This window comes from Bacteroides sp. MSK.18.37 (assembly GCF_019129155.2).
In the GTDB taxonomy this organism is placed as follows: Bacteria; Bacteroidota; Bacteroidia; order Bacteroidales; family Bacteroidaceae; genus Bacteroides; species Bacteroides ovatus.
Map to the genome: position 1 here is coordinate 1,789,810 of NZ_JAHOIB020000001.1, position 26,298 is coordinate 1,816,107.

Annotated in this window: 25 protein-coding genes and 2 pseudogenes; 26 read left to right on the plus strand and 1 reads right to left on the minus strand. The window is 48.4% G+C overall.

Annotated features, from left to right (window positions below; genetic code table 11):
* The first annotated feature begins 10 nt into the window (after window positions 1-10).
* From KSX81_RS07445 to KSX81_RS07560, 24 genes and pseudogenes are all read left to right on the plus strand, one after another.
* Window positions 11-412 carry a hypothetical protein gene (locus tag KSX81_RS07445; RefSeq protein ID WP_005816121.1) on the plus strand — a complete coding sequence of 134 codons (402 nt, stop codon included), beginning with the start codon at window positions 11-13 and terminating at the stop codon, window positions 410-412.
* Window positions 412-1,542, plus strand: coding sequence for a hypothetical protein (locus tag KSX81_RS07450; protein ID WP_005816122.1), 1,131 nt, complete (start codon window positions 412-414; stop codon window positions 1,540-1,542). The genes KSX81_RS07445 and KSX81_RS07450 overlap by 1 nt, the downstream gene beginning before the upstream one ends.
* Before the next feature lie 65 nt (window positions 1,543-1,607).
* Window positions 1,608-2,009, plus strand: a complete 402-nt coding sequence (locus KSX81_RS07455) for a hypothetical protein (protein WP_005816123.1) — start codon at window positions 1,608-1,610, stop codon at window positions 2,007-2,009.
* Window positions 2,010-2,012: 3 nt separating this feature from the next.
* Entirely contained in the window at window positions 2,013-2,627 is a 615-nt protein-coding gene (gene traK / locus KSX81_RS07460; RefSeq protein WP_005816126.1) for a conjugative transposon protein TraK, read from the plus strand.
* A gap of 12 nt (window positions 2,628-2,639) precedes the next feature.
* Window positions 2,640-3,059 (plus strand): hypothetical protein, encoded by a 420-nt coding sequence (locus KSX81_RS07465; RefSeq protein ID WP_005816127.1) that lies wholly within the window; start codon window positions 2,640-2,642, stop codon window positions 3,057-3,059.
* Complete coding sequence (traM, locus tag KSX81_RS07470; protein ID WP_005816128.1) at window positions 3,043-4,185, plus strand: conjugative transposon protein TraM; 1,143 nt, start codon at window positions 3,043-3,045, stop codon at window positions 4,183-4,185. The genes KSX81_RS07465 and traM overlap by 17 nt, the downstream gene beginning before the upstream one ends.
* A gap of 69 nt (window positions 4,186-4,254) precedes the next feature.
* Window positions 4,255-5,100 carry a conjugative transposon protein TraN gene (gene traN / locus KSX81_RS07475; protein ID WP_005816133.1) on the plus strand — a complete coding sequence of 282 codons (846 nt, stop codon included), beginning with the start codon at window positions 4,255-4,257 and terminating at the stop codon, window positions 5,098-5,100.
* Window positions 5,100-5,645 carry a hypothetical protein gene (locus tag KSX81_RS07480; protein ID WP_005816135.1) on the plus strand — a complete coding sequence of 182 codons (546 nt, stop codon included), beginning with the start codon at window positions 5,100-5,102 and terminating at the stop codon, window positions 5,643-5,645. Before traN ends, KSX81_RS07480 begins: the two co-directional genes overlap by 1 nt.
* A gap of 8 nt (window positions 5,646-5,653) precedes the next feature.
* A complete protein-coding gene (locus KSX81_RS07485; RefSeq protein ID WP_005816136.1) occupies window positions 5,654-6,307 on the plus strand; it encodes a hypothetical protein in 654 nt (217 codons plus the stop codon).
* A gap of 66 nt (window positions 6,308-6,373) precedes the next feature.
* Entirely contained in the window at window positions 6,374-7,282 is a 909-nt protein-coding gene (locus tag KSX81_RS07490) for a fimbrillin family protein (protein ID WP_005816138.1), read from the plus strand.
* An 80-nt stretch (window positions 7,283-7,362) separates the two neighbouring features.
* A complete protein-coding gene (locus KSX81_RS07495) occupies window positions 7,363-9,552 on the plus strand; it encodes a type IV secretory system conjugative DNA transfer family protein (protein WP_005816140.1) in 2,190 nt (729 codons plus the stop codon).
* A gap of 53 nt (window positions 9,553-9,605) precedes the next feature.
* The gene (locus tag KSX81_RS07500; protein ID WP_005816141.1) at window positions 9,606-10,103 is read left to right on the plus strand and encodes a hypothetical protein; all 498 of its coding nucleotides are present in this window, start codon (window positions 9,606-9,608) and stop codon (window positions 10,101-10,103) included.
* An 88-nt stretch (window positions 10,104-10,191) separates the two neighbouring features.
* Window positions 10,192-11,400: a putative resistance-associated DNA invertase gene (locus tag KSX81_RS07505; protein WP_005816149.1), complete on the plus strand. Its 1,209-nt coding sequence runs from the start codon at window positions 10,192-10,194 to the stop codon at window positions 11,398-11,400.
* A gap of 505 nt (window positions 11,401-11,905) precedes the next feature.
* A complete protein-coding gene (locus KSX81_RS07510) occupies window positions 11,906-12,478 on the plus strand; it encodes a UpxY family transcription antiterminator (RefSeq protein WP_008021340.1) in 573 nt (190 codons plus the stop codon).
* A 100-nt stretch (window positions 12,479-12,578) separates the two neighbouring features.
* Window positions 12,579-13,766: a GNAT family N-acetyltransferase gene (locus KSX81_RS07515; protein ID WP_227191526.1), complete on the plus strand. Its 1,188-nt coding sequence runs from the start codon at window positions 12,579-12,581 to the stop codon at window positions 13,764-13,766.
* Between the two features lie 108 nt (window positions 13,767-13,874).
* Entirely contained in the window at window positions 13,875-15,092 is a 1,218-nt protein-coding gene (gene mef(A) / locus KSX81_RS07520) for a macrolide efflux MFS transporter Mef(A) (RefSeq protein ID WP_055167363.1), read from the plus strand.
* Between the two features lie 265 nt (window positions 15,093-15,357).
* Entirely contained in the window at window positions 15,358-16,479 is a 1,122-nt protein-coding gene (locus KSX81_RS07525; protein WP_005809248.1) for an efflux RND transporter periplasmic adaptor subunit, read from the plus strand.
* Window positions 16,476-19,589: an efflux RND transporter permease subunit gene (locus tag KSX81_RS07530; RefSeq protein WP_007837417.1), complete on the plus strand. Its 3,114-nt coding sequence runs from the start codon at window positions 16,476-16,478 to the stop codon at window positions 19,587-19,589. The genes KSX81_RS07525 and KSX81_RS07530 overlap by 4 nt, the downstream gene beginning before the upstream one ends.
* Complete coding sequence (locus KSX81_RS07535) at window positions 19,590-20,948, plus strand: efflux transporter outer membrane subunit (RefSeq protein WP_005816221.1); 1,359 nt, start codon at window positions 19,590-19,592, stop codon at window positions 20,946-20,948.
* Between the two features lie 137 nt (window positions 20,949-21,085).
* Window positions 21,086-21,400: pseudogene (locus tag KSX81_RS07540) on the plus strand (hypothetical protein); the annotation flags it as partial.
* Window positions 21,397-22,161, plus strand: a pseudogene (locus tag KSX81_RS07545) (SIS domain-containing protein); the annotation flags it as partial. The pseudogenes KSX81_RS07540 and KSX81_RS07545, both read left to right, overlap by 4 nt.
* Complete coding sequence (locus tag KSX81_RS07550) at window positions 22,158-22,346, plus strand: hypothetical protein (protein WP_005816226.1); 189 nt, start codon at window positions 22,158-22,160, stop codon at window positions 22,344-22,346. The pseudogene KSX81_RS07545 and the gene KSX81_RS07550, both read left to right, overlap by 4 nt.
* 234 nt (window positions 22,347-22,580) lie before the next feature.
* Entirely contained in the window at window positions 22,581-23,723 is a 1,143-nt protein-coding gene (locus tag KSX81_RS07555; protein ID WP_007897423.1) for an ImmA/IrrE family metallo-endopeptidase, read from the plus strand.
* Window positions 23,714-24,271, plus strand: coding sequence for a DUF4411 family protein (locus tag KSX81_RS07560; RefSeq protein ID WP_005816230.1), 558 nt, complete (start codon window positions 23,714-23,716; stop codon window positions 24,269-24,271). Before KSX81_RS07555 ends, KSX81_RS07560 begins: the two co-directional genes overlap by 10 nt.
* A 162-nt stretch (window positions 24,272-24,433) precedes the next feature.
* Here the strand turns inward: KSX81_RS07560 and KSX81_RS07565 are convergent, their stop codons facing one another.
* A complete protein-coding gene (locus tag KSX81_RS07565; protein WP_007837448.1) occupies window positions 24,434-25,063 on the minus strand; it encodes a M23 family metallopeptidase in 630 nt (209 codons plus the stop codon).
* A 220-nt stretch (window positions 25,064-25,283) separates the two neighbouring features.
* Here KSX81_RS07565 and KSX81_RS07570 point away from each other — a divergent pair, with 220 nt between their 5' ends.
* Window positions 25,284-26,045, plus strand: coding sequence for a DUF4099 domain-containing protein (locus tag KSX81_RS07570; protein WP_005816235.1), 762 nt, complete (start codon window positions 25,284-25,286; stop codon window positions 26,043-26,045).
* A 23-nt stretch (window positions 26,046-26,068) separates the two neighbouring features.
* The gene (locus KSX81_RS07575) at window positions 26,069-26,293 is read left to right on the plus strand and encodes a hypothetical protein (protein WP_005816237.1); all 225 of its coding nucleotides are present in this window, start codon (window positions 26,069-26,071) and stop codon (window positions 26,291-26,293) included.
* Window positions 26,294-26,298 lie beyond the last annotated feature (5 nt).

Genomic DNA, 26,298 nt, shown 5'->3' on the forward strand with positions numbered 1-26,298 from the left:
AGAAATAGCTATGGAATCAATATCAAAAATACAGTTACGTCTCTATGCCGCCAAGAGGAAAAACGGCAAGTGGCAGTTGGAGATGTCAAGGATGCCGAAGCGAATCAGCGTTATCGGCAGGACACCCATCGTTGATGAGCATTATATGCCATCTGATTTAGAGGTAGTTTCAATGTCAAAGCTTCACAAATATGTCGGAAGTTACTACGGCAAGATTGTGAAGACCCTCAAAGAGGAAGGCATCATCACCAAGGAATATGGAATGTGGAAACTGCGTGAAGACCTTCAGGACAAGGGCATTGCGGTATATGTCACAGGCAGGATGCGCTGCTTCTACCACTTCTATCTGTCATGGACACCGAAAGGCATAGAGTTTATCAAAGAGATTATCAACAATAGAACCAGGCACTGATGGCAGACAACATACTCAGCGATTTCGGCATCAACATCCTCGAAGAGGAGATTGACGATGTGATATTCCAGACCAACGAGTTCCTGACCGATGCCACCTTCACAGGCTCACAAGGGCCGTTCTGGTGGATCCTCCAAATGTGTATGGCATTGGCGGCACTGTTCTCTATCATCGTGGCGGCAAGCATGGCCTACAAGATGATGGTGAAGAACGAACCGTTGGACGTGATGAAACTGTTCAAGCCCTTGGTGGTGAGCATCATCCTCTGTTGGTGGTACCCACCTGCTGACACAGGCATGACCAACAGCGGCAGCAGCTGGTGCGTATTGGATTTTCTATCCTATATTCCCAATTGCATCGGCAGTTACACCCACGACCTCTATGAGGCAGAGGCGACCCAAATTTCCGACAAGTTTGAGGAGGTGCAGCAGTTGGTATATGTCAGGGACTCGATGTACACTGACCTCCAGGCACAGGCAGACGTGGCGCATAAGGGCACATCAGACCCCAACCTGATAGAGGCGACGATGGAGCAGACGGGCGTGGACGAAGTGACCAACATGGAGAAGGATGCCAGCAAACTGTGGTTCACCTCACTGACGGCAGGGGCCGTGGTGGGCATCGACAAGATAGTGATGCTGATAGCCCTGATCGTGTTCCGCATCGGTTGGTGGGCGACGATATACTGTCAGCAGATATTGCTCGGAATGCTCACTATATTCGGTCCAATACAATGGGCATTTTCGTTGCTGCCCAAGTGGGAAGGAGCGTGGGCGAAGTGGCTAACCCGTTATTTGACAGTTCATTTCTACGGAGCCATGCTCTACTTCGTCGGTTTCTACGTCCTGTTGCTGTTTGATATTGTGCTCTGCATACAGGTAGAGAACCTGACGGCCATCACCGCCAGTGAGCAGACGATGGCAGCCTATCTGCAAAACTCGTTCTTCTCGGCAGGCTATCTGATGGCAGCGAGCATCGTGGCGTTGAAATGCCTGAACCTCGTGCCCGACCTTGCGGCATGGATGATACCAGAGGGCGACACCGCCTTCTCAACCCGAAACTTCGGCGAGGGCGTGGCACAACAAGCCAAGATGACGGCTACGGGAACCATGGCGACCGTGATGAGATAACATGTGAGTGTGCGGTGAGTCACCGCACCTCCTATTGAAACAAATAAAAGTAACCATCAAGAAAAATGAAAGCAAAAAATGAAATTGAGCGTTGGCTCAAAGATGAGAAATTCATGGCGTTTGCCAACAAGCGTGCAAAGGAAGAGTTTTTCAATTCCGAAAACAACTACATCGACCCACAGTATGAGGAGATGGCAGAAGGCTTTGAGGATAACGACGAGTATGTAGTGCCTATGGTAGATTACCTGAGTTATCGCTTGCATCGTGCCAAAATCTACAGAAATCGACGGAGACGTGAACGTGACATCTGGTGGGTGTGGATCCAACTGAAATACGAAGGCATCTACGTAGAGGCTTGCATCAAGTATTACGCCAAACTGGTGGAAGAAGTTGAGAAGGACATATACACCATCCTGCACCGTGAATATGTGAGAATGAAGAGAAATCAGACCTCAAACAAGCAGTAACGTATGGTAATCAAGAACTTAGAAAACAAAATCAAGCTGGTGGGCATCATCTGCTCTGCGTTCCTCATGGGCTGCATCATCATCTCGGTGTCGAGCATCTGGACGGCGCGCTGCATGGTGACGGACGCGCAGCAAAAGGTGTATGTATTGGACGGCAACGTGCCCATACTGGTGAACCGCACCACGATGGAGGAAACGCTGGATGTGGAGGCAAAGAGCCATATCGAGATGTTCCACCATTACTTCTTTACGCTTGCTCCCGATGACAAGTACATCCGCTATTCGATGGAGAAGGCGATGTATTTGGTCGATGAAACTGGTTTGGCGCAGTACAATACGCTGAAGGAAAAGGGCTTTTACAACAATATCATGGGTACGAGTGCCGTGTTCAGCATCTTTTGCGACAGCATCAAGTTCAACAAGGAGAAGATGGAGTTCACCTACTACGGTAGGCAAAGGATAGAGCGAAGGAGCAATATTCTGATGCGTGAATTGGTGACGGCGGGACAGGTGAAGCGCGTGCCGAGGACGGAGAACAATCCTCATGGACTGCTCATCACGAACTGGAGAACCTTGCTCAACAAGGATATTGAGCAGAAGTCGAAGTCAAACTTCTAATATCCTAGCGGTATGAGTGTAAAAGGAATCAGACGGATGCTTGTGGGCGAGGATATGCCCGACAAGAACGACCCCAAGTACAAGAAGCGGTATGAGAAGGAGGTGGCGGCAGGGCGCAAGTTTGCCAAGACCGCGAGGATAGACCGTGCGGCGGCTAAGGTGCAAGGCTTTGCCAATGCCCACAAGACGCTGTTTCTCGTCATCGTCTTCGGCTTTGTCGCCACGTGCTTCGGCATCAACATCTACAGGATGGTGCGGTATTACGGTCATCGGACGGAGGCTGCAAGTGCCATCGAGCGGCAGGAAGGGCGCATGAAGCAGATGATGAATGCAGCCCATTGCATCACTCCTCCCGTGACGCATCGAACCAACGAGGAGAATCGAGACAAGTCAGTAACATCAAAATCAGACAGCGATGAGAATAACAGATAAGATAAACTTCCGTCAGCCGAAGTACATGCTGCCAGCCATCGTGTACATCCCGTTGATTGCCACAGGCTATTTTGTCTTTGACATGTTCAATACGGAGGTGGCGGAAACGCAGGACAAGAACCTGCAGACCACCGAGTTTCTGAACCCCAACCTGCCCGGAGCGCAGATTAAGAATGGTGACGGCATCGGTGGCAAGTATGAGAACATGGCGAAGTCGTATGGTCGCATAGCAGACTATTCGGCTGTTGATAACATTGAGCGTGACAACGAAGAAGAGAAAGAAGCGTATGAATCCAAGTACACAGAAGAAGACCTTGCGGAACTCGTCCGTCAGGCAGAAGAGAAGGACGATGCAGCCGAAGTGGCCGATGCCAAGGCGCGAGAAGCGGAAGCACTCGAAGCACTCAACAAGGCACTCGCCGAAGCGAGGCTGAGAGGACAGGCGGCAGTTGCCCCCGTGGCCCAGGATACCACACAGGCTGGGCCTCCCAAGGAGCAGATTGAGGTGAAAGGTCAGATTGCCGAGGACAGCAAGGCGGTGAAGGCACTGGACGAGGAGGACAAGGCACAGGAGGTGGTGAAGAAGGTGAAGGTGACTTCGGACTATTTCAACACCCTGACGCAGAACGAGCATGAGCCAAAGCTCATCAAGGCCATCATTGACGAGGACGTGAAGGCTACGGACGGGTCGAGGGTGCGGCTGAGACTGTTGGACGATATTGAGATTGGTGAGACCGTGGTGAAGAAAGGGTCGTACCTCTATGCCACCATGAGCGGTTTCGGTTCGCAGCGAGTGAAGGGTAGCATCAACTCCATCCTTGTGGATGACGAGCTGATAAAGGTTTCGCTTTCGCTTTATGACACGGACGGACTGGAGGGACTGTATGTCCCCGGCAGCCAGTTCCGTGAGACCACGAAAGATGTGGCGAGCGGTGCTATGCAGAGCAACATGAACATCGACCAGAGTGGAGCGAACAACAGTTTCTCGCAATGGGGAATGCAAGCCGTGACCAATGCCTACCAGAAGACAAGCAATGCCATCAGCAAGGCTATCAAGAAGAACAAAGTGAAGCTGAAGTATGGGACGTTTGTTTACCTTGTAAATGGGAAAGAGAAAAGGAAATAGACACTGCCCGACAACGGAATTGTCGGGAACGGTGGCTCATAGAGTATAAACATCAAAAAATCAACTAATATGAATTGTTTTCAGAAAATGAATGTCTGTGCATTGCTTTCGCTGAGCGTGCTTTCAGCCAAGGCGCAGACCACCTACATGGAGATGGAGCAGCTGACGGTCAACGACCAAGTGACCACCGTCATCACCGCCTCCGAACCCATCCGCTTTGTCGATATATCCACAGACAAGGTGGTGGGCGACCAACCCATCAACAACACCATCCGCCTGAAGCCGAAGGACAACGTGTATGCCGACGGTGAGGTGTTGGCGATAGTGACAATCGTGACGGAACGCTACCGCACGCAGTATGCACTGCTCTATACCACGAGGATGCAGGAGGCAGTAACCGATAAGGAAATAGAATGCTCGGAGCGCAATGCCTACAACAATCCCGCTGTAAGCCTGTCCACTGCCGACATGACCAAGTATGCACGTCAGATATGGTCATCGTCTGCCAAATACCGCAACGTGGCGACGAAGATGCACCGCATGGTAATGCGCCTGAACAACATCTACAGCGTGGGCGAATATTTCTTCATCGACTTCTCCGTGGAGAACAAGACCAACATCCGCTTCGACATCGACGAGATGCGCATCAAACTATCGGACAAGAAGCAGAGCAAGGCTACCAATGCGCAGATAGTGGAACTGACCCCATCTCTTGTGTTGGACGATGCGAAGACCTTCAAGTATGGCTATCGCAACGTGATTGTGGTGAAGAAGATGACCTTCCCCAACGACAAGGTGCTGACCATCGAGCTGTCGGAAAAACAGATAAGTGGACGCACCATCTCGCTCAGCATCGACTATGAGGATGTGCTGTCTGCCGATTCGTTTAACCATATACTGTTGGAGGAGGAATAATGAGAATTAGGAATGAGGAATTAGGAGTGAGGAATTGGCTTGTGCATACCTTACTCGTTGTCATCTGTTTTATGGCAAGCATGACTCCGGCAATGGCGCAGCAGAATAGCGACCGCATATCCTTGGGGTTCGGATGCCTGTATGAGCGAGGACTGGACGTGACGCTGTCCTACGAGTATGAGACGAAGTACCACAATGCGTGGGAGTATTTTGCAAACGGATATATCAAGTGGAACGAGTGCGCATCGTGCGGTCATGTCTGTCCTGAGAGTTTTTGGAACAACTACCGCAGTTATGGTTTCGGCTTTGCCTATAAGCCCTGTGTGGCAAGAGGACGCAACCACCATGGCAACATGCGCATAGGAGCATCGGCAGGTAGCGATACTGACAGGTTCTTGGGTGGCATCCACCTCGGCTATGAGCAAAACTATACACTCAGACACGGCTGGAAGCTCTTCTGGCAGGTGAAGACCGATGTGATGATCAAGGGTGAGGACCTGTTCAGAACGGGTATTGTCCTGGGTGTGAAACTTCCTGTAAAATGACTATGCGTATGAAGAAACTGTTTTCAATCTTGGCAGTTGCGGCAACGGTGTTGCTGACTGCCTGTGACGAGCATCAGGACTTTCCCGACACAGCCATGAAGGTCACCCATATCTTGACCACTGACGGCAAGGTGATGCCCTACGAAACCTACGAGCAATCGTGCAAGCAAGCCATTGCAGTGGTGTTCAACGTCAATCAGAGGGAAGAAATGGAGGGAAACGGATATGCCGTCTATCTGTGGGACATCGCTCCCGAAGCCTTTGCTGACAGTATCGGTGTGGAACAGGACACATCCTGTGACCTCACCGCCTACGACGGCAACAAGAACACTTTTGCCCTTTATGGCACGACCGATGTGAAGTCGCCTTTGGCTGAGCGTGTCTTCGACATGTGGCGTTACGGGCAAAGTGCCTATATCCCCAGTGTGGCACAGATGCGTCTGCTCTATCATGCCAAGGACATCATCAACCCATACATCCTGAAATGCGGCGGCACACCTATCCCCGATGAGGATGATGACTGTTGGTATTGGACTTCAACGGAGGTAGAAGGACAAGCGACCGCCAAGGCATGGCTTTACTCACTGGGAAGCGGTGCCATACAGGAGACTCCCAAGTGGCAGCCGCATAAGGCGAGACCCATCATCACGATTATGGATTAGCCCATATACAGACATCGAGTATCACCCGTATCATCATCAAAGTACAACAATTAAAAAAGAAAAAGCATGAAAAAGAATTTGTTTCTAATGTTGGGACTTGGAGCCATGCTCCTCACGTCCTGTGACCAAGACATCGTCAATGAGATTTACCTGCCCGGTGGCGGAGGTTCTGTGGTCGTGACCGACAGCACATCAACCAAGCAGCTTCAGGTATTCACCAATCTGGAGATGCTGCAACCTGCCGTTTCCACACGAGCCGTTGACAACCAGTGGGAACTCAATGATATGATTGGCATCTCTTCCACAGGGATGATCAACAATATGAAGTTCACCCGAAGCGGCGGCACGAATCAGTTTGTGTCAGCCAACAAGGTGTTTTTCACGGACACAGACACTCACACCTTCAATGCCTACTATCCCTATACGGCAAATCCTACCAACGACCTCATAGAGTTCCAAGTGCCGGAGGCAGCTGTACAGAGTGAGCAGAAGGTCAATGATTTTCTGTTTGCCAGTGGAGCGGCATCATACGCCAATCCGAGCCTTACATTGAACTTCACCCATCAGATGGTGCGTGTCATCATCAAGGTCTATACCTCACCAGAATACGGTTTCACCACCAATGATTTTGCAGGAAGCCTACTCACGTTCGTCGGTTATTTTGACAGCGGTACTTTCAACATCAAGACCGGAAAGGTAGAATGCAGTGACGAGTCGGTGACGACCTATTATTTCGGCGACCCACAAAGTGACCACATGGAATATACGCTTTATGTTCCTGCACAGGTTATGCCAGACATGACATTGCAACTCAGCAATGGGGAGAACTTCGTATTCCTCACAAACGACACGTGGAAAGCGGGTCATTCCTACAGCTATTCATTGAAGCCTGTACGCAACACCTTGGAGGTCATATCTGCAACTATTTCTCCGTGGACAGTAGAGTCTGAGAAGACCATCAACGGCTACGAATAAAACTCATAAGAGGATTGGAGGGTGTCCACCGTGGCATCCTTCATCTTTTCTCATTATCACCCAACATCATCGTAAAGTAAATGGAAGAAAGCAAAGAGTTACAGGGTTTTTACAAGATATTCAGGGCGGTGATTTATGTCTCCATCCTGATGGAGTTCTTCGCCTACGCACTGGAGCCGGAGCAGTTGGACTTCTTGGGCGGCGTAGTGACGGATATCCACACTCGCATCAAGCGGTGGATGATTTACCATGACGGCAACCTCGTGTATAGCAAGGTGGCTACGTTCCTGCTGATATGTATCACCTGTGTGGGAACGCGCAACAAGAAGCATCTGGAGTTTGACGCTCGCAGGCAGGTGCTCTATCCGCTGCTGTCGGGAGTGCTGCTGATTGTGCAGTCCGTATGGCTGTTCGGTCATTCGATAATGCCCTGTTTCTATACCCTCCGTTTGAACACTTGGCTCTATATGCTCACTTCCATCGTCGGTGTCGTATTGGTGCATATCGCCCTCGACAATATCTCTAAGTTCCTGAAGGAAGGGCTGCTGAAAGACCGCTTCAACTTCGAGAATGAGAGCTTTGAGCAATGCAGGGAGTTGCAGGAGAACAAGTACAGCGTGAACATCCCTATGCGCTATTATTACAAGGGCAAGTTCCGCAAGGGATGGGTGAACATCGTCAATCCGTTCCGTGGCACATGGGTTGTGGGTACTCCTGGTTCTGGTAAGACCTTCTCCATCATCGAGCCGTTTATCAGGCAGCACAGCGAGAAGGGCTTTGCCATGGTGGTGTACGACTATAAGTTTCCCACTCTCGCCACCAAACTCTACTATCATTACTTGAAGAACAAGAATGCCAAGGACAGCAAGATGCCCCATGGCATGAAGTTCAACATCATCAACTTTGTGGATGTGGAGTATTCGCGCCGTGTGAACCCCATCCAGTTGAAGTACATCAACAACCTTGCCGCAGCGAGCGAGACCGCCGAGACCCTGCTTGAATCCCTGCAAAAAGGCAAGAAGGAAGGCGGCGGTGGCAGCGACCAGTTCTTCCAGACCTCTGCCGTCAACTTCCTTGCCGCCTGCATCTATTTCTTCTGCAACTACGGCAAGGAGCCCTACGACAAGGACGGAAAGATGCTGATTGCCGAGCGGCGTGAAGACCCAAAGACGAAAAGGCTGATACCCACAGGACGGGTGTTCGACCATTCGGGCGCGGAGGTGCAGCCCGCTTATTGGTTGGGCAAGTACAGCGACATGCCACATATCCTATCGTTCCTCAATGAGAGTTATCAGACCATCTTCGAGGTACTTCAGACCGACAACGAGGTAGCCCCCTTGCTTGGCCCGTTCCAGACTGCCTTTGCCAACAAAGCCATGGAGCAGTTGGAAGGTATGATTGGCACGCTACGTGTCTATACCTCCCGTCTCGCCACCAAGGAATCTTACTGGATATTCCACAAGGACGGCGATGACTTCGACCTGAAGGTCAGTGACCCGAAGAATCCAAGTTATCTGCTCATTGCCAACGACCCCGAGATGGAGAGCATCATCGGTGCACTGAATGCCTTGATTCTCAACCGCCTTGTAACGAGGGTGAATACAGGACAGGGCAAGAACGTTCCTGTCAGCATCATCGTCGATGAGTTGCCGACCTTGTATTTCCACAAGATAGACCGACTGATAGGCACAGCCCGAAGCAACAAGGTGAGCGTGGCACTTGGCTTTCAGGAACTTCCGCAGTTGGAAGCCGATTATGGCAAGGTGGGTATGCAGAAAATCATCACCACCGTGGGCAATGTGGTGAGCGGTTCGGCAAGAGCCAAGGAAACCCTCGAATGGCTGTCGAGTGACATCTTCGGTAAAGTAGTGCAACTCAAAAAGGGCGTGACCATCGACCGTGACAAGACCTCCATCAACCTCAATGAGAATATGGACAGCCTGGTGCCTGCAAGCAAAATCTCCGATATGCCCACAGGTTGGATATGTGGACAGACCGCCCGTGACTTCGTAGTCACCAAGACCGGGATGAACGGAAGCATGAACATCCAGGAGAGCGAGGAGTTCAAGACATCCAAGTTCTACTGCAAGACCGACTTCGATATGACGGAAATAAAGAAGGAGGAATCGGAGTATGTCCCTCTCCCTAAGTTCTATAAGTTCAAGTCGAAAGAAGAGCGAGAGCGCATCCTCTACAAGAACTTCGTTCAGGTTGGGGAGGACGTGAAAGCCATGATTAAAGAGATTCAGCAGTTCCGCACTATGATGTAGTGATATTGATTAGAGTGCGGTGAGACATCGCACCTCCTATATAAAATAATGTAATGAGAAGATACATCATCGTACTATTGAGCATGTTGGCCATCTGTAGCGTGCCCTGTCAAAGCCAAACCATTGACAGGGCACTGTTTGAACGGATGGTAGCCATTACCAAACACTTCGAGGGTTGGCACGACCCAAAGACCACACCGGGCTATGTGGGCTATGGTCACCAGCTACAGAAGGGAGAGCGTTTCCCGAAAACACTGACACGTCAGCGTGCAGATTTGCTGTTACGGACAGACCTCCTCCGGCACCTGCGCCTATATGCCCGTTATGGCAGGGATGCTTATCTGCTTGCCACCCTCTCGTACCAGATTGGACCAGCCAAGTTGTTAGGCAATGGACGATACCCGAAAGCGTCCCTGCTCACCCGATTGGAACGTGGCGACAGGGACATCCTGCCACTCTATCTGAGCTATTGCAAATGGAGGGGAAAAGCAGTGGCATCCATTAGGAAACGGAGGTGGGTGGAATATCAGCTGTTGTATGCCGAGCGGTGAGGCACCATCCCTCCTATACCTGTTTGTCTGTCACTTATATTATATATAAAGGTAATAATTGCAATTTCAATGTTAAAGTCAGAGCATTATGGCATCCATCAAATTAAAGTTCAGAACATCATCTGTTCAAGAGAAAGAGGGTCGCCTGTATTATCAGGTGATACACAATCGTGTGGCACGTCAGATCCATACAGAGTACAGAATCTATTCCTCAGAGTGGGATGCGGACCATTCAAACATCATTTTGCCAACTTCCGTCACTCCACAACGTCAAGCCTATCTTCTTTCCTTGAAAGATACATTGGATGCTGACAGGAAGAAACTGCTGTTGGTCATTGCACGGTTGGACAAGGAAGGGCAGTCATATACAGCAGACACCGTCGTTGACAACTTCCATGAGGGAAAAGAATTACATGGCATTATCGGCTATACGCTGGAGTTGAACGAAAAACTGAGACGCATCGGCAAGAAGCGGATGGTAGCAAGGTACAAAACCACCCTCAACAGCCTCCAGCGTTACCTGAAAGGAGGCGATGTGCCATTGGAGGAAGTCGATGGGACAACGATACAAGGCTATGAACAGTGGCTGAAAGACAGCGGACTGTGCCGCAACACCACCTCTTTCTACATCCGCAACCTGCGCACCATCTACAATCATGCCGTAGATGACGGACTGGTCATCTCTTCCTCACCGTTCAAGCATGTATATACCGGCATCGACAAGACCGTCAAGCGGGCACTCCCCTTGGAAATCATCAAGCAACTGAAAGAGCTGGACTTGAGTCTGAACCCCCGTTTGGAGCTTGCAAGGGATATGTTCCTGTTCAGTTTCTATACCCGTGGGATGTCGTTCATCGATATGGCACAACTTACACCAAGCAATCTGCATGGCAGTACGCTCATTTACCGCCGTCAGAAGACCTCACAACAGTTGCACATCAAATGGGAACCTGCCATGCAGGAGATAGTGGCGAAGTACAAAACAGATGATTCTCCCTACCTGCTCCCTATAGCAAAAGGAGAGGGAGCCATATTCTGGAGACAGTACAAGAATGCCTATAGCCGTATCACCAAGCAGTTGAAGAAAATCGGAGAAATGATAGGCCTGTCCGTACCCCTGACCACCTACGTAGCCCGCCACTCCTGGGCAAGCATAGCCAAGAGCAAGAACGTGCCCGTATCTACTATCAGCGAGGCATTGGGGCATGACTCCGAGAAAACCACACAGATATACCTCTCCTCATTGGACACCTCTGTCGTTGACAACGCCAACAATCTCATCATCAATTCTCTTTAGGAGGTGCAGCGTCTCACTGCACCTTTATTTCAATATTTATAACTATTGTATTGCGGTGTGATACCGCAACTATAATAAAAAAGTCGGGGATTGTTGAGCAAAAAGGTGTTTCTCTCTTTAAGAGAAACTCTTCGGGATGCAAAAATATGAAAATAGCTCCAATTCACCAAATTATATAGCGACTTTTTTACAAAAATGCTAAAATTTGTTGATTTCCGTCAAGCAATTGTTGAGCAAATATGTCTTTTACGATAAAATGATACCTCAATATCAACTGTTTAGCAAAACGATATTTCTCTTAAAGAGAGAAACATCTTTTGCATACCTTTTCCGACCGAATTTTTATGTCGTAAAGAGGGGCTTTGCAGGGGGTGGACTCAGAAAGATGAGAATAGATGACTATTGTAGTTGAAACACATAGAAAGTTGCTGATATACAGACCGATACGCATATCGGGATGAACCATGAGTACGTTCTTTTCTCAAAAAACACATGTCAAAACAGTATGGTGAATGTATTGGACAAGGATAAGATACTGTGGTATGTCATGCGGGCCTACAAGAACGAGAATACTGCCGAAGATCGGCTCTCTAATGAAACGTATGGCTTAGAGTATTTCATACCCAAGCAGAAAGTCCTTCGCACTGTCAAGGGCAAGAAAGTCTTTTTCATGGTACCCGTCATCCATAGTCTGGTGTTTGTGCATGCAAGTCATCAGAAGATTGTTGATTTCAAACACAATTATTATTACGACCTACAGTTTGTCACATGGAAAAGTGGCGGAGAACTTGTCTATCTGACTGTACCTGATGAAGACATGACCAACTTCATCAAGGTGTGCAAGCAGGCAGATGAAGAGGTACACTTCTACAAAATCAGCGAAATCAACAAGGAAAAAGATAAAATCAACATTGAAAAAGGTAAAAGAGTAAGGGTACATGGCGGACCGTTCGACCAGGTGGAGGGCTACTTCATAAAAGTGGCAAAAAAGAGAGGTCGGCAGCTTGTCGTCATTATTCCCGACCTACTGGCGGTTTCAGCTGAGGTGAAGCCGGAATATATTCAAATCATAGACTGAGATTATGGAAACACGAATTACCCCCCCCCCGAATTGATTGATACAGAGGGATTAGTACAGGACAGACCGACACAAACGGCCTATTAAAGTTAGATAGAGAATGAGTTTAATTTGGATTGTCAACATCCTGTCGGTATTCTTCCTGTGCGTGTTTTTCGCAGGAATCGTGATACCGCAGATTCTGCTCATCGCCTTCCGCAGGCGACTGTTCGACGAGCCGGACGAGCGGAAGATACATCAGTGTGTAGTGCCTCGCCTTGGCGGTATGGCCTTCAAGCCCGTAGTGTTCTTCTCCTTTGTCCTGCTTTTGGCGGTCAATGTCTCAACCGGACATGATGAGCTGCTTAAGGAAATAGGCGCAGAAGCGTTGCCATTGGCATACGCCTTCTGCGCCATCATCATGTTGTACCTTGTCGGCATTGCCGATGACCTTATCGGTGTGCGCTACCGTGCCAAGTTCTTTATCCAGATAGTCTGCGGCATCATGCTGGTGGCTGGCGGAGTGGAACTGTCCGACCTTCACGGAATGCTGTTCATCCATTCCATGCCGTCGTGGATTAGCATCCCTCTCACCGTTTTCGTTACGGTTTTCATCATCAATGCCATCAACCTCATCGACGGCATCGACGGACTGGCCTCTGGGCTGTGCAGCATTGCCTTCCTGTTCTACGGGATGACCTTCATCTGGTTCCACCAGTATCTCTATGCCATGCTTGCCTTCGCTACTTTGGGCGTACTCATACCATTTTATTATTACAAGGAAATATATATCGAAACCGAACGAATTATCATTCGAAATTTCAAGCAGAAGGATGCCGAAGGATTGTTGGAGTATCTTTCTAATCCTCGTGTGAATTGCTTTGCCGGAGACCGCCTTTGTTCCGAAGAGGCGGCATGGGCATATATGCAGTATTCCCCGAAAGACATGCTGCGCTATGCGGTGAGTCTGAAAAAAGATGACTTTATTATCGGTGACGTGTTTGCTTTGCGTGAGAATGAGGACACTTATAATGTGGGGTGGCATTTCAACAAACGTTTTGAAGGCAAAGGATTCGCTTGTGAAGCGGCAGCCGGATTGTTGGATTATCTTTTCCGGGAGGCGGGCGCACGGCGTATCTATGGATTTGTGGAAGATGACAATATCCGCTCCAAACGCTTATGCGAACGTCTTGGTATGCGCCGCGAAGGATGTTTCAAAGAGTTTGTGACATTCGTAAACAATCCTGACGGCTCCCCAAAATATGAAGATACCTGTGTTTTATGCCATTCTCCGCCAATTAGGGGCTAGCACCCTTTGGCGGTTAATATTGGATTTTTTTAATTTTAAAGTTGCTTAAAACGACTTGTTGTGTTAAAATATACGCTGATACAAATAAGAATTTAGGAGATAATATAAATGGAAAAATACAACAATTGGAAACTTAAGTTTTATACAATATGGGCAGGGCAGGCAGTATCATTAATCACTAGTGCCATCCTGCAAATGGCGATTATTTTTTACCTTACAGAAAAAACAGGATCTGCGATGGTCTTGTCTATGGCTTCACTTGTAGGTTTTTTACCCTATGCGGTCTTTGGACCAGCCATTGGTGTATTAGTGGATCGTCATGATAGGAAGAAGATAATGATTGGTGCTGATTTAATTATCGCAGCAGCTGGGGCCGTGCTAGCTATTGTTGCATTGTATATGGAGTTACCTATCTGGATGGTTATGGTAGTATTGTTCATCCGTAGCATTGGAACAGCTTTTCATACCCCGGCTCTCAATGCGGTTACTCCACTTTTAGTACCAGAAGAACAGCTTACGAAATGTGCAGGCTATAGTCAGTCTTTGCAGTCTATAAGCTATATTGTTAGTCCGGCGGTTGCAGCACTCTTATACTCCGTTTGGGAACTAAATGCTATTATTGCCATCGATGTATTGGGTGCTGTGATTGCATCTATTACGGTAGCAATTGTACGTATTCCTAAGCTAGGTGATCAAGTGCAAAGTTTGAAACCAAATTTCATAAGAGAAATGAAAGAAGGAATGGCTGTACTACGGCAAAATAAAGGATTATTTGCTTTATTACTCGTTGGAACATTATATATGTTTGTTTATATGCCCATAAATGCATTATATCCTTTAATCACTATGGAATATTTTAATGGTACACCGATGCATATTTCTATTACGGAGATTGCTTATGCCTCTGGTATGTTGATAGGGGGTCTATTATTAGGGTTATTTGGGAATTACCAAAAGCGAATCTTATTAATAACGGCATCAATTTTTATGATGGGGATAAGCTTAACCATTTCAGGATTACTTCCTCAAAGTGGATTTTTCATATTTGTAGTCTGCTGTGCAATAATGGGGCTTTCGGTTCCGTTTTACAGCGGTTTGCAAACAGCTCTTTTTCAGGAGAAAATTAAGCCTGAATATTTAGGACGTGTATTTTCTTTAACTGGAAGTATCATGTCTCTTGCTATGCCAATTGGGTTAATTCTTTCTGGATTCTTTGCTGATAGAATCGATGTAAATCATTGGTTTTTACTATCAGGTATTTTAATTATTTGCATTGCAATAGTTTGCCCAATGATAACTGAGATTAGAAAATTGGATGCAAAATAAAATAAAGGGCGTGTTCGTATGATAGATAATATTATTCAATCAGTGACAGAAAAATTATCCTCTTTGCCTTATATACCTTAATTCCGCAACACTATTATAAATATAACTTTTTAAGTTCCTGGGCAACTTTTTGTTGCTCAGGAACTTATAAATTAATTTAAATCAAAGTGTTGCGGAATTAAGGTTCTCGAAAAAGAGTGGAATACCATCCGTCAGTGGTGACACACCAAACCTATTATGAATTAATACAAAACAAGAAGAAAATATGAACAAGCAATTCATTATCACGAATTTCGCCGCATTTGCTCTCATGCTGTTCCTGCCGACCGGATGCAGGCAGGCGGACGGCAAGCAGGATGCGGTGCAGAGTTATCGGGTCATAAAGGTCGCGGCAAGTCCGGTGGAAATCTCCGAGTCCTATTCCGCCGCCATACGCGGACGGCAGGATGTGGACATCCTGCCGCAAATATCCGGGCGCATTATCCGTCTGAAAGTGAAAGAGGGTGAACGGGTGAAGACCGGTCAAGTATTGGCTGTAATTGACCAAGTGCCCTATCGGGCGGCATTACGCACGGCGCAGGCCAATGTCAGCGCGGCACAGGCAAAAGTGGAAACGGCAAGAATCGAGCTGCGGGGCAAGCAGGCATTGTTTGACGAGAAGGTCATATCCGACTACGAGCTTTCTCTCGCCCGGAACCAACTGGCAGTGGCGTGTGCTGAACTCGAACAGGCAAAGGCACAAGAATCGGATGCACGCAACAATCTCTCCTATACGGAAATCAAAAGCCCGAGCAACGGAGTAGTAGGCACATTGCCCTATCGCATCGGTGCGCTTGTCGGTCCCAATATGGCACAGCCTTTCACGGTCGTGTCCGACAATGCGGAGATGTATGCCTATTTCTCCATTTCGGAGAATATGCTACGGCGATATTCGGCTCGCTATGGCTCGATTGACAGCATGATAGCCGGGACGCCGGAAGTGGGCCTGCAACTCAACGACGGCAGCCTGTACAAGGCGAAAGGACGTATTGAAACCGTAAGCGGCGTGGTGGATCCTGTTACCGGAACGGTACAAATCAAAGCCCTGTTCCCCAATCCCGACCGCGAACTGTTGAGTGGCAGCATCGGCAATGTCATCCTTCAAAACCCGAAAACGGAGGCCGTAACCATTCCCATGACCGCCACCGTGGAACTGCAGGACAAGATTATCGCTTACCGTCTGAAAAACGGACAGGCGGAAGCCGCCTATCTCACGGTGGACCGCCTGAACGACGGCAACCGGTTTATCGTAAAAGAAGGTCTTTCGGTCGGTGACACCATTGTCGCCGAAGGCGTGGGACTGGTGAGAGAAGGCATGAGCATAACCCCTAAAAACGAAACGAAATGAACCTGCGATTTTTTATAGACCGCCCGGTGTTTTCGGGCGTTATCTCGGTGGTGATTGTACTGTTGGGCATGATTTCCATGTTTTCCTTGCCGGTGGAACAATACCCCGACATCGCACCTCCGACCATCAACGTATTCGCAACTTATCCGGGAGCAAACGCTGAAACCGTGCAGAAGGCAGTGATAACCCCTCTGGAAGAAGCCATCAACGGAGTGGAAGACATGACCTATATGACTTCCACGGCATCGAATACGGGAGATGCTTCCATCAACATCTATTTCAAACAGGGAACCAACGCGGACATGGCGGCGGTAAACGTGCAGAACCGCGTGAACGGCGCACTGAGCCAACTTCCGGCGGAAGCCACCAAGACCGGTGTCACCACTGAAAAGCAGCAGAATGCCGAACTGATGACTTTCGCGCTCTATTCGCCCGATGACCGCTTCGACCAGACCTTCCTGAACAATTACGTGAAAATCAATGTCGAGCCGAGGCTGAAACGTATCAGCGGCGTGGGAAAGGCACAGTTGTTCGGTTCCAACTACAGCATGCGACTTTGGCTGCGTCCCGACAAGATGGCGCAATACGGGCTTATCCCCGATGACATATCCACCGTACTCGCACGACAGAACATCGAGGCCGCCACCGGCTCCTTCGGTGCCAATCATCCTACCGCCAATGAATACACGATGAAATACCGCGGACGCTTGTCCGGCGCGGAAGAGTTCGGTGAGTTGGTCATCAAGTCACTGCCGGGCGGCAATGTGCTTCGGCTGAAGGAGGTTGCCGATGTGGAACTGGGCGATGAATACTACAACTATTCCTCCGAAGTGAACGGGCATCCGGCAGCCATGATGCTCATCAACCAGAAAGCCGGGTCCAATGCTTCAAGCACCATCAAGGAGATTCACGAAGTGCTTGACGACCTCAGCCGGGACTTGCCCGAAGGGACGGAATTCGTGGTGCTTACCGATACCAACAAGTTCCTGTATGCTTCCATCAATTCTGTTATCCGGACACTTATTGAAGCGATACTTCTGGTTATCGTGGTGGTATATGTATTTTTGCAAGATATTAAGTCCACGCTTATTCCTACGATATCCATTTTCGTCTCCATTATCGGTACGTTCGCCGTGATGTCCATGATCGGCTTCTCCGTCAACCTGCTCACCCTGTTCGCGCTTGTGCTTGCCATCGGAACTGTGGTCGATGATGCCATTGTGGTGGTGGAAGCGGTGCAGGCGAAGTTCGACGAGGGCTATCAGTCTGCGGTTCTCGCGGCTGATGATGCCATGAAAGGCGTTTCGTCGGCTATCCTGACCTCTACCATCATCTTTATGGCAGTGTTTTTCCCCGTTGCCATGATGGGCGGGACTTCGGGAGCGTTCTACACGCAGTTCGGTATCACGATGGCTGTTGCCGTGGGAATCTCGGCAGTCAATGCCTTCACACTCTCACCGGCACTTTGCGCGCTGCTGCTGAAACCCTATATCGATGAGCAGGGCAACACCAAGAACAATTTTGCAGCCCGTTTCCGTAAAGCGTTCAATGCCGTCTTCGACCGTCTGAGCCGACGCTATGTACGTGGAGTGATGTTCATTATCCATCGCCGATGGCTGTTGTGGAGCATCATAGGCATTTCTTTCGGGTTGCTGGTGCTGCTGGTCAATGTCACAAAGACGGGACTTATTCCCGAAGAGGACACCGGGACGGTCATGGTGAGCATGAACACGAAGCCCGGCACATCCATGGCTCAGACAAGTAAGGTGATGGAGCGTATCAACAGCCGTCTCGACAGCATCGGCGAGATTGAATACAGCGGTGCGGTCGCCGGTTTCTCTTTCAGCGGTTCCGGTCCCTCGCAGGCGATGTATTTCGTGACACTCAAAGACTGGGAGCAGCGTAAGGGAGAGGGGCAGTCGGTCAATGATGTCATCGGAAAGATTTATGCCGCCACTTCGGATATTCCCGATGCCACGGTGTTCGCCATGTCGCCTCCGATGATTGCCGGGTACGGCATGGGAAACGGTTTCGAGCTTTATTTGCAGGACAAGGCGGGCGGAAACATCGCCGCCTTCAAGGAAGAGGCAGACAAGTTTGTCGAAGCCTTGTCGCAGCGACCCGAAATCGGCGAAGTCTATTCCTCCTTTGCCACGGATTATCCGCAATACTGGGTGGATATCGATGCCGCCAAATGCGAACAGTCGGGTGTGTCGCCCGCAGATGTGCTTTCCACATTGTCGGGCTATTATACCGGACAATATGTTTCCGACTTCAACCGGTTCTCCAAGCTCTACCATGTGACCATGCAGGCTCCGGCGGAATATCGTGTGAATGCGGAATCCCTGCACCACATGTATGTGCGTGCCACCGATGGCGGCATGTCGCCTTTGAGCCGGTTCGTGCGCCTGACCAAGACCAACGGCCCGTCAGACCTCACCCGTTTCAACCTGTTCAACGCCATCTCGATTAGCGGGTCTCCGGCTCAGGGCTACAGTTCGGGGCAGGTGCTCGAAGCCATCGGCGAGACGGCACGTGAAGTGCTTCCGTCAAATTACACATACGAGTTTGGCGGCATTTCGCGTGAGGAAAGCAAGACGACCAACAATGCCACGCTTATATTCCTGCTCTGCATGGTTCTGGTCTATCTGATTCTGTGCGCCTTGTATGAGAGCGTGTTCATACCCTTCGCGGTTCTGTTGTCGGTGCCTTGCGGACTGATGGGCAGTTTCCTGTTTGCGTGGCTCTTCGGTCTGGAGAACAACATCTACATGCAGACCGGACTTATCATGATTATAGGCCTGCTTGCCAAGACAGCGATCCTGCTTACCGAATACGCCGGTAAACGGCGGTCGGAAGGCATGACGCTGGCACAGGCGGCATACAGTGCGGCAAAAGTCCGCCTGCGCCCCATATTGATGACTGTGTTGTCCATGGTGTTCGGTCTTGTCCCGCTGATGATGGCGCACGGAGTGGGTGCCAACGGCAGCCGTTCGCTTGCCACAGGTGTAATCGGTGGAATGATTGTAGGTACTTTGGCTCTGTTGTTCCTTGTGCCGTCATTGTTTATTGTATTCCAATATATCCAAGAACGTGTTAAGCATAATTAAATGAAGAAGACAGTAATATATATCATATTGTCGGGATGGATGCTTGCCGGCTGTGGCACATACAGCCGGTATCATCGCCCTGACCTCTCAACGGAGAATCTGTATCGGGACATGCCGGCGGACATTGATACAATGACCATCGCGTCCCTGTCGTGGCGGGAAATGTTTACCGACCCGAAACTCCAGTCCTTGATTGAAACCGGACTTGAACGGAACGCAGACCTCAATGTGGCACGGTTACGCGTGGAAGCGGCAGAAGCCGTCCTGATGACTGCCAGACTATCATATCTTCCATCACTGGGACTGACTGCCGAAGGTAATGCCAATAAACATGACGGAGCAACGGCAAAGACATATAATGTGGGAGCGTCGGCAAGCTGGGAACTGGACATCTTCGGCAAACTTACGGCGGCAAAGCGTGGCGCAGCCGCCGCATTACAAGGAAGCCGTGCCTACCGGCAGGCCGTACAGACACAGCTTGTCGCCACTATTGCAGACAGTTACTACACCCTTGCCATGCTTGACGCACAAATGACAATAAGTAACCGGACTTTGGAGAACTGGCGGACTACCGTACGCACTCTTGAAGCGTTGAAAAAAGTGGGGAAATCAAACGAGGCTGGCGTATTGCAGGCAAAGGCGAACGTGATGCGACTCGAAGCATCCCTGTTATCCATACGCAAGAGTATTTCCGAAACAGAAAACGCCCTGTCTGCGATACTTGCCATGCCGTCACACTCGATTGGACGAAGTGATCTGGCCGAGGCTGCTTTCCCCGATACTGTCTCGATCGGAGTCCCTTTGCAACTGCTTTCCAACCGTCCCGACGTGCGTCAGGCTGAAATGGAACTGGCGCAAGCATTCTACGCCACCAATGCGGCCCGTGCCGCCTTCTATCCCAATATTACCCTCTCGGGAATTCTTGGATGGACTAATAACGGCGGTGGCGTAATCGTAAATCCCGGACAATGGTTACTTAATGCCATCGGTTCCCTGACACAGCCGTTATTCAACCGGGGCGTAAACATCGCCAACTTGAAGATAGCCAAAAGCCGTCAGGAAGAAGCCAAACTGTTGTTCCGGCAATCATTACTGAACGCAGGAAAGGAAGTGAACGATGCTCTGACCGCATGGCAGACGGCAAAATCGCAAATTGAAATCAATGCTCGGCAGGTTGAAACATTATGCGACGCTGTGCGAAAGACAGAATCGCTGATGCGTCATTCCAATACCACCTATCTGGAAGTGCTGACCGCCAAACAGTCTCTTCTCGAAGCGGAAGTGCAACAGTTACAAACTCGTTTTGAACGCATACAAAGTATAATTAAACTTTACCATGCGTTGGGAGGAGGAATGTAACTTTACAAGAATTATAACCTAATACTGAACCATGTTGTGTAATTTTTATATTTCAGTCGTCATAAACTTATAAATAAGTAATTTAGTATGCAAAAACAAATTAAAAAGTCTTCTCTTTTTTTGAAGAGAAGCAACACCTGACCCACTTCGCTACCGAACAGGATGTAGCAGAAGAATTGTTTGAGTTACTCTTAGAAGCGAGAGAACTCTATCTTCAGGATGTGATTTTGAATGGCAAGCGGTATGACCGCTATGTGGATGACTTCATCAACAGTCATCGGTATATCAACTGCAACAGTGCAATTTGCCGAAACTGCCACGAGATGAACATCCACATCGTCAAGGGACTGCTGAACGAATGCGCCCACCTTATCCAGCCTCTTTTTGAGGCATCCGACTTCTCCTTTGAGAAGTGTATGGAGTTACAAAGGAAGTATGACCGCTCGGAACCGTTGCCGCCATACAGTTGGCACGGAGCAAGGGGGCTTTTGTGTATGGCATCTGCAACGTCGTGGGTGCCTCTATCCCAAGAAATACGGATTCCGGGACATACATCCATGTAGGACCTGAGATAGGTGTGGCTTCTACCAAGGCTTTTACAGGACAGGTAACGGTGCTGATGCTGCTTGCCCTCTGCGTGGGACAGATGCGTGGTACTGTGGATGATGCAACCGTAGAGAGGATTGTCCGGGAGTTGAAGAACATGCCCCTATATATAAAAGATGTGTTGGGACTTGCTGACAAAATCAAGAACTTGTCGAAGATATACACCTATGCCCGCAACTTCCTTTATCTCGGTCGTGGGTACAACTACCCCACCGCCCTTGAAGGTGCGTTGAAGCTGAAAGAAATATCCTATATCCATGCGGAGGGTTATCCTGCTGCGGAAATGAAGCATGGACCGATTGCACTTGTAGATAGCGAGATGCCCACGGTGGTCATTGCTCCAACGGACTCGCTGTATGACAAGATAATCAGTAATGTAAGGCAGGTGAAGGCGCGTGGCGGTACGGTTGTCGCCATCATTACCAAGGGCAATGACGCAATGAAGGACATCGCCGACCATTGCCTTGAAGTGCCCGACGTACCCGAATGCCTTACACCTCTCGTTGTTTCCGTCCCATTGCAGTTGCTGGCCTATTACATCGCCATCAACAAGGATAGGAATGTTGACCAGCCAAGAAACCTTGCTAAATCAGTTACCGTAGAATGAATAGAATATTATCACTTATTGTTACCATCCTCTTTGCGTTGTGCATTGAGGCTGGCATCTTTATGCTTATTGCCCACTGGTGGGGCATGACTGCGGCCATTACCGTGATAGCCATTGAATGTGTGTTAGCCTTATGGACAGTTTACGAAATGAGACATGCGAGTGATGAACCAGTTGATGAATAACATTGCAGGCTGTGGTTAGAACGAAAAAGGCTAAAAACAAAAGGACGGGTCGATGATTCGTCCTATTTTTGTGTCTTTTTGGTGGCAAAATGTAGCGATTTAGCAAAATAAACATAAATTCCAGTGATATTCAGCATGAAAATTCGCCCATTTAAGTGAAAATGTGTAATTTTGCAACGCAAAATTGTGCCTAAGCATTTGCATCAAAACAACAATAGTTCAATCGAGGCTGATATGAAAGTAGAGATTAACAAGAAACGTTTAGAATACCTGCTGGCATTATACAAGATGTCGGTGGATGACTTGTTGTCTCTTCTGAACAAAGGCAGGAAACGGATAACAGGAGCCGCAGACATCAGTGGAGATTCTATTGATTTGGGGGTGTTGAAGCGTATAGGTGAGATATTCGACAAAGAAGTCAGTTTCTTTCAAGACTATTCTAAGTTGTCAACCAATGCAAGCAGCAGTATCTTCTTCCGCAAGACCTCATTCGGAACAGAGCTGAACTTGGAGTCGATCCGTACTGTAAACCGATTCGAGAGTCTGAAAAACGCTTTGGATGCATACAACAAACTGTCGCAACTGGATGTGAAGTTTGACATAGAACACTACACCCTACAAGATGACCCTAAGACAGTAGCCGTACGTGCAAGAGATTTTTTTTATCCCGGGGAAACTGTCAATCATAGGCAGTTTCTTGTGAAGATGATAGAAAAAATCGCCGATCATGGCATTTTTGTCTTTGAATACATAGAGACATGGAACAAGAAAGAGAAAACCAACATTGACGGTTTTTACCTTAAGCCCAATGTGATAGTGCTTAAGCATCATAAGCATTACAAGCGAGAAATATTCACTCTGGCGCATGAATTGGGGCATTGTCTATTGGGGATTGAAGAAGTGGAGTCGGTGGACATGATGGACATCTCGGCACAGACTTCATACAGTGATGTCGAAAGATGGTGCAATGATTTTGCATATCAGTTCATTATGGGACAAGAAGCAGAAACACTTGCTAACATAGCATGTGTAGATTCCCGTAACGACTACTGCATTGACCTCTTCAAGGCTATCAGTGCACGGACGCACATTAGCCGTCTTGCCTTATATACAAGGATGTATATCGACAGGAAAATCAGCTATTCGAGCTACAGCAATGTCAAGAGTGAATTGGCAGAGGAATACAGAAGAAGAGAGGAACAGGAAAAGTTGAAAAACTCTGAGAAGAGAGGCGGGCGAACACCAAAGCCCATCATTTCTCCGCTATTCTTGAAAACCATGCAATATGCCTATTTCAATGGAGTGGTCAACGAGACCACTTTCTGTTCGAGACTCAATGTCAAACCAGCAAATTTTGAGAGGGAGTTATGGCGATAGTTGTTGATACATGCTCATTGGTGATGATTGCCAAGAATTATCTTCCCTTGGATAAGGACGGACAGTTGTACTCATTCCTGGAAGAGGCGTTCTCCCGCAAGGATTTGATGCTACTTGATGTGATTCTGGATGAATCAAAACGCACCTCCAAAGGAATTGCAGTTGAAAAGATGCCTTTCCTCAAAGACAAGAAATTGGTCATTCCGACAAAGGATCTATTTCCATGTGCCCCAGAGAGATTCAGCAACATGATAGACAACAATTTCTGTGTAAGACTGAAGAAGCAGGAACTGACTGAAGAAGAATACATAGAGCAAAAGGAAGAATACCTTAAAACAGGTGATGCTAAGATTATCATTTATGCACTGAATGTACGACACTCGGACGCTATCCATCTGGAAGAGATGCAAGTAATGACGGAGGAAACAAGGCAGCAGAATGACGGTAAGTTGTTCAAGAAACTTCCTTTGTTGTGTGAGCAGATAGGGATTGGAACACTAACCGTTTCAGAATATCTGCATAGAAACGGGTTCTTTATTGACAAATAGCATAGATATTAGTATCATCTTATGACATCTTTCACGAAATCATATTATATTCGTGAATAAAACACTTGTTTTTCAAGAATAGAAATTGTTGAGGATTAGATATTTAAGACATTATTGCAATGCGGAAGGGGTGATGTGAACGACAAAAGACAAGGCGTTCTATTAGAGTGGATGCTTGATAAGATTGAGAAGAATGGACGGGTCGATGGCTCGTCCTTTTTTTGTGTCTTTGAGTGTGAGGTGCAGGTGGGGACCAGTACTGCGACCACTGTTGCCTGTCAGCGCGATGATGATGCCGGGACGGACGTGGGTGCCTTTGGTGACGAGAGTTTGGGAGAGGTGGCAATAGCTGACGGTGAAGTCGCCGTGACGGAGGGTGACATAGAGGCCTGAACGTTTGTCCTTGCCTACCTTGATGACCTCGCCGTGCATCATGGCGTATGTGGGTTCGTAATTTGCCTTCAAATCAAGCCCGTTGTGTAGGGCTTTTCTTTTTGTAAATGGGTCTCTGCGGTAGCCGAAAGGGCTGGTGACAGAGATATGACGGAGTGGACTGACAAGTGCCGTGTGGCGGTCGGTCTGCTCCGTTTGGGTTTGTAATGGGGCAAAGGCAAGAGAGTCTCGCCGCTGATGCGGCGAGCACGGAGGCAGTTGTTCGGATGTTGCGGACTGCGTCGTTTTTGGCACAGCCTTGCGGTGTACCTTAGTCTGTGTGACGGTATTGAACTGAGCGCATACTGTTGCTGATGAACAGAATATTGCTGCTATTGTGATGAGTAGAAATCGTTTCATGGTGCAAAAGTAACAAGCAATTCTTTGACTGGCATAAAGAACAAAGGGAAGACAAGAAGATTGTAACATAATATAGCAATCGAGTTTGATTTTTGAGCAGAAATCAAACTCAAATAATAATAATCGTCAAAAATAACACGCATTATCTTATGCAATTCTGCTTGTCTCTGAATAGGTATATAACTTTGCATGAGTTTAATTTCAAATTCAAAGTTAAAGTATGAAGCAAGTACGATTTGAAGAGAGCGAGGTGCCTTATCAGACACTGGCTCGTTTTGGTCTCACACAAGAGAAGATTGAAGACCTGCCCATGTGGGCGTTGGAAGATATTGGTCAGGGACGACGTTCACCGTTGCTGCCCATTCAGGTGAATAATGATGAGGGCGAGACATTGAAGAGCCGCACCCGATTTGCGTTGGTCCGTATGGAGGACGGCAAGGTGGATGTGGTCTTCTATCCGCAGTTGGAGAAATCACCATTGGAGGCTTTTACTCAGGAACAGCAGGAGGACTTGCTGGCTGGAAAGGCTATCCTTGCCGATGTTAAGGATGCTGATGGCAGGAGCAGCAAGGCTTTCGTGCAGATTGACACGGAGACCAATCAGGTGATGTCGGTACCTACGCCTGTCATCGGGCGCAACTTGGAGGTGCTGAAGGATGAACTGAAACTGAGTTCGGCAGAACTGACCGTGATGCAGAAGGGTGAGCCGCTCACGCTCATCATGGAGGACGAACAGGTGACGGTGGGTATTGACCTGAACGATAAGACCGGCATAAGGATTAATCAAGGCGACAGTCAGAAGTGGAAGGAGAACACCAAGCGAGAGTGGGACAAATACACCTTCGGGTGCTATGGCTGTTGGGTAATGGGCGATGACGGTAATCTTGACTATGTGCCTGAAGAGGAATACACGGAAGAACTTTGGAATGAGCAGAAGAAGAATGGAGAGCGCAACCGCGCCTCTTTTTCCATGCACAAATAATCTACACATAATATAATAAGTATATGGCATCAAATAAATATTATCCAGAGGATGTGCTCGTCGAGAAGATACAGAGCGGCGAGTACGGTTGGTTGGAGTATGTCAACCATCATTCTGCTGAATGGCAGGAAGAATATGAGAGCTATTGTCTGAACAACGGACTCTGCATTTGTGAAGAGAGTGCGGAGCAGTTTGTCCATCACAAAGATGAGGAACTGGAGAAGGCAATAGAGAACGGTGAAGCATGATAAAT

What these genes read in the sequence shown, in the direction of transcription:
- KSX81_RS07445 (WP_005816121.1), top strand. Translation starts at nt 11, where the DNA reads ATGGAATCAATATCAAAAATACAGTTACGTCTCTATGCCGCCAAGAGG.
- KSX81_RS07450 (WP_005816122.1), top strand. Translation starts at nt 412, where the DNA reads ATGGCAGACAACATACTCAGCGATTTCGGCATCAACATCCTCGAAGAG.
- KSX81_RS07455 (WP_005816123.1), top strand. Translation starts at nt 1,608, where the DNA reads ATGAAAGCAAAAAATGAAATTGAGCGTTGGCTCAAAGATGAGAAATTC.
- traK (WP_005816126.1), top strand. Translation starts at nt 2,013, where the DNA reads ATGGTAATCAAGAACTTAGAAAACAAAATCAAGCTGGTGGGCATCATC.
- KSX81_RS07465 (WP_005816127.1), top strand. Translation starts at nt 2,640, where the DNA reads ATGAGTGTAAAAGGAATCAGACGGATGCTTGTGGGCGAGGATATGCCC.
- traM (WP_005816128.1), top strand. Translation starts at nt 3,043, where the DNA reads ATGAGAATAACAGATAAGATAAACTTCCGTCAGCCGAAGTACATGCTG.
- traN (WP_005816133.1), top strand. Translation starts at nt 4,255, where the DNA reads ATGAATTGTTTTCAGAAAATGAATGTCTGTGCATTGCTTTCGCTGAGC.
- KSX81_RS07480 (WP_005816135.1), top strand. Translation starts at nt 5,100, where the DNA reads ATGAGAATTAGGAATGAGGAATTAGGAGTGAGGAATTGGCTTGTGCAT.
- KSX81_RS07485 (WP_005816136.1), top strand. Translation starts at nt 5,654, where the DNA reads ATGAAGAAACTGTTTTCAATCTTGGCAGTTGCGGCAACGGTGTTGCTG.
- KSX81_RS07490 (WP_005816138.1), top strand. Translation starts at nt 6,374, where the DNA reads ATGAAAAAGAATTTGTTTCTAATGTTGGGACTTGGAGCCATGCTCCTC.
- KSX81_RS07495 (WP_005816140.1), top strand. Translation starts at nt 7,363, where the DNA reads ATGGAAGAAAGCAAAGAGTTACAGGGTTTTTACAAGATATTCAGGGCG.
- KSX81_RS07500 (WP_005816141.1), top strand. Translation starts at nt 9,606, where the DNA reads ATGAGAAGATACATCATCGTACTATTGAGCATGTTGGCCATCTGTAGC.
- KSX81_RS07505 (WP_005816149.1), top strand. Translation starts at nt 10,192, where the DNA reads ATGGCATCCATCAAATTAAAGTTCAGAACATCATCTGTTCAAGAGAAA.
- KSX81_RS07510 (WP_008021340.1), top strand. Translation starts at nt 11,906, where the DNA reads ATGGTGAATGTATTGGACAAGGATAAGATACTGTGGTATGTCATGCGG.
- KSX81_RS07515 (WP_227191526.1), top strand. Translation starts at nt 12,579, where the DNA reads ATGAGTTTAATTTGGATTGTCAACATCCTGTCGGTATTCTTCCTGTGC.
- KSX81_RS07525 (WP_005809248.1), top strand. Translation starts at nt 15,358, where the DNA reads ATGAACAAGCAATTCATTATCACGAATTTCGCCGCATTTGCTCTCATG.
- KSX81_RS07530 (WP_007837417.1), top strand. Translation starts at nt 16,476, where the DNA reads ATGAACCTGCGATTTTTTATAGACCGCCCGGTGTTTTCGGGCGTTATC.
- KSX81_RS07535 (WP_005816221.1), top strand. Translation starts at nt 19,590, where the DNA reads ATGAAGAAGACAGTAATATATATCATATTGTCGGGATGGATGCTTGCC.
- KSX81_RS07550 (WP_005816226.1), top strand. Translation starts at nt 22,158, where the DNA reads ATGAATAGAATATTATCACTTATTGTTACCATCCTCTTTGCGTTGTGC.
- KSX81_RS07555 (WP_007897423.1), top strand. Translation starts at nt 22,581, where the DNA reads ATGAAAGTAGAGATTAACAAGAAACGTTTAGAATACCTGCTGGCATTA.
- KSX81_RS07560 (WP_005816230.1), top strand. Translation starts at nt 23,714, where the DNA reads ATGGCGATAGTTGTTGATACATGCTCATTGGTGATGATTGCCAAGAAT.
- KSX81_RS07565 (WP_007837448.1), bottom strand. Translation starts at nt 25,063, where the DNA reads ATGAAACGATTTCTACTCATCACAATAGCAGCAATATTCTGTTCATCA.
- KSX81_RS07570 (WP_005816235.1), top strand. Translation starts at nt 25,284, where the DNA reads ATGAAGCAAGTACGATTTGAAGAGAGCGAGGTGCCTTATCAGACACTG.
- KSX81_RS07575 (WP_005816237.1), top strand. Translation starts at nt 26,069, where the DNA reads ATGGCATCAAATAAATATTATCCAGAGGATGTGCTCGTCGAGAAGATA.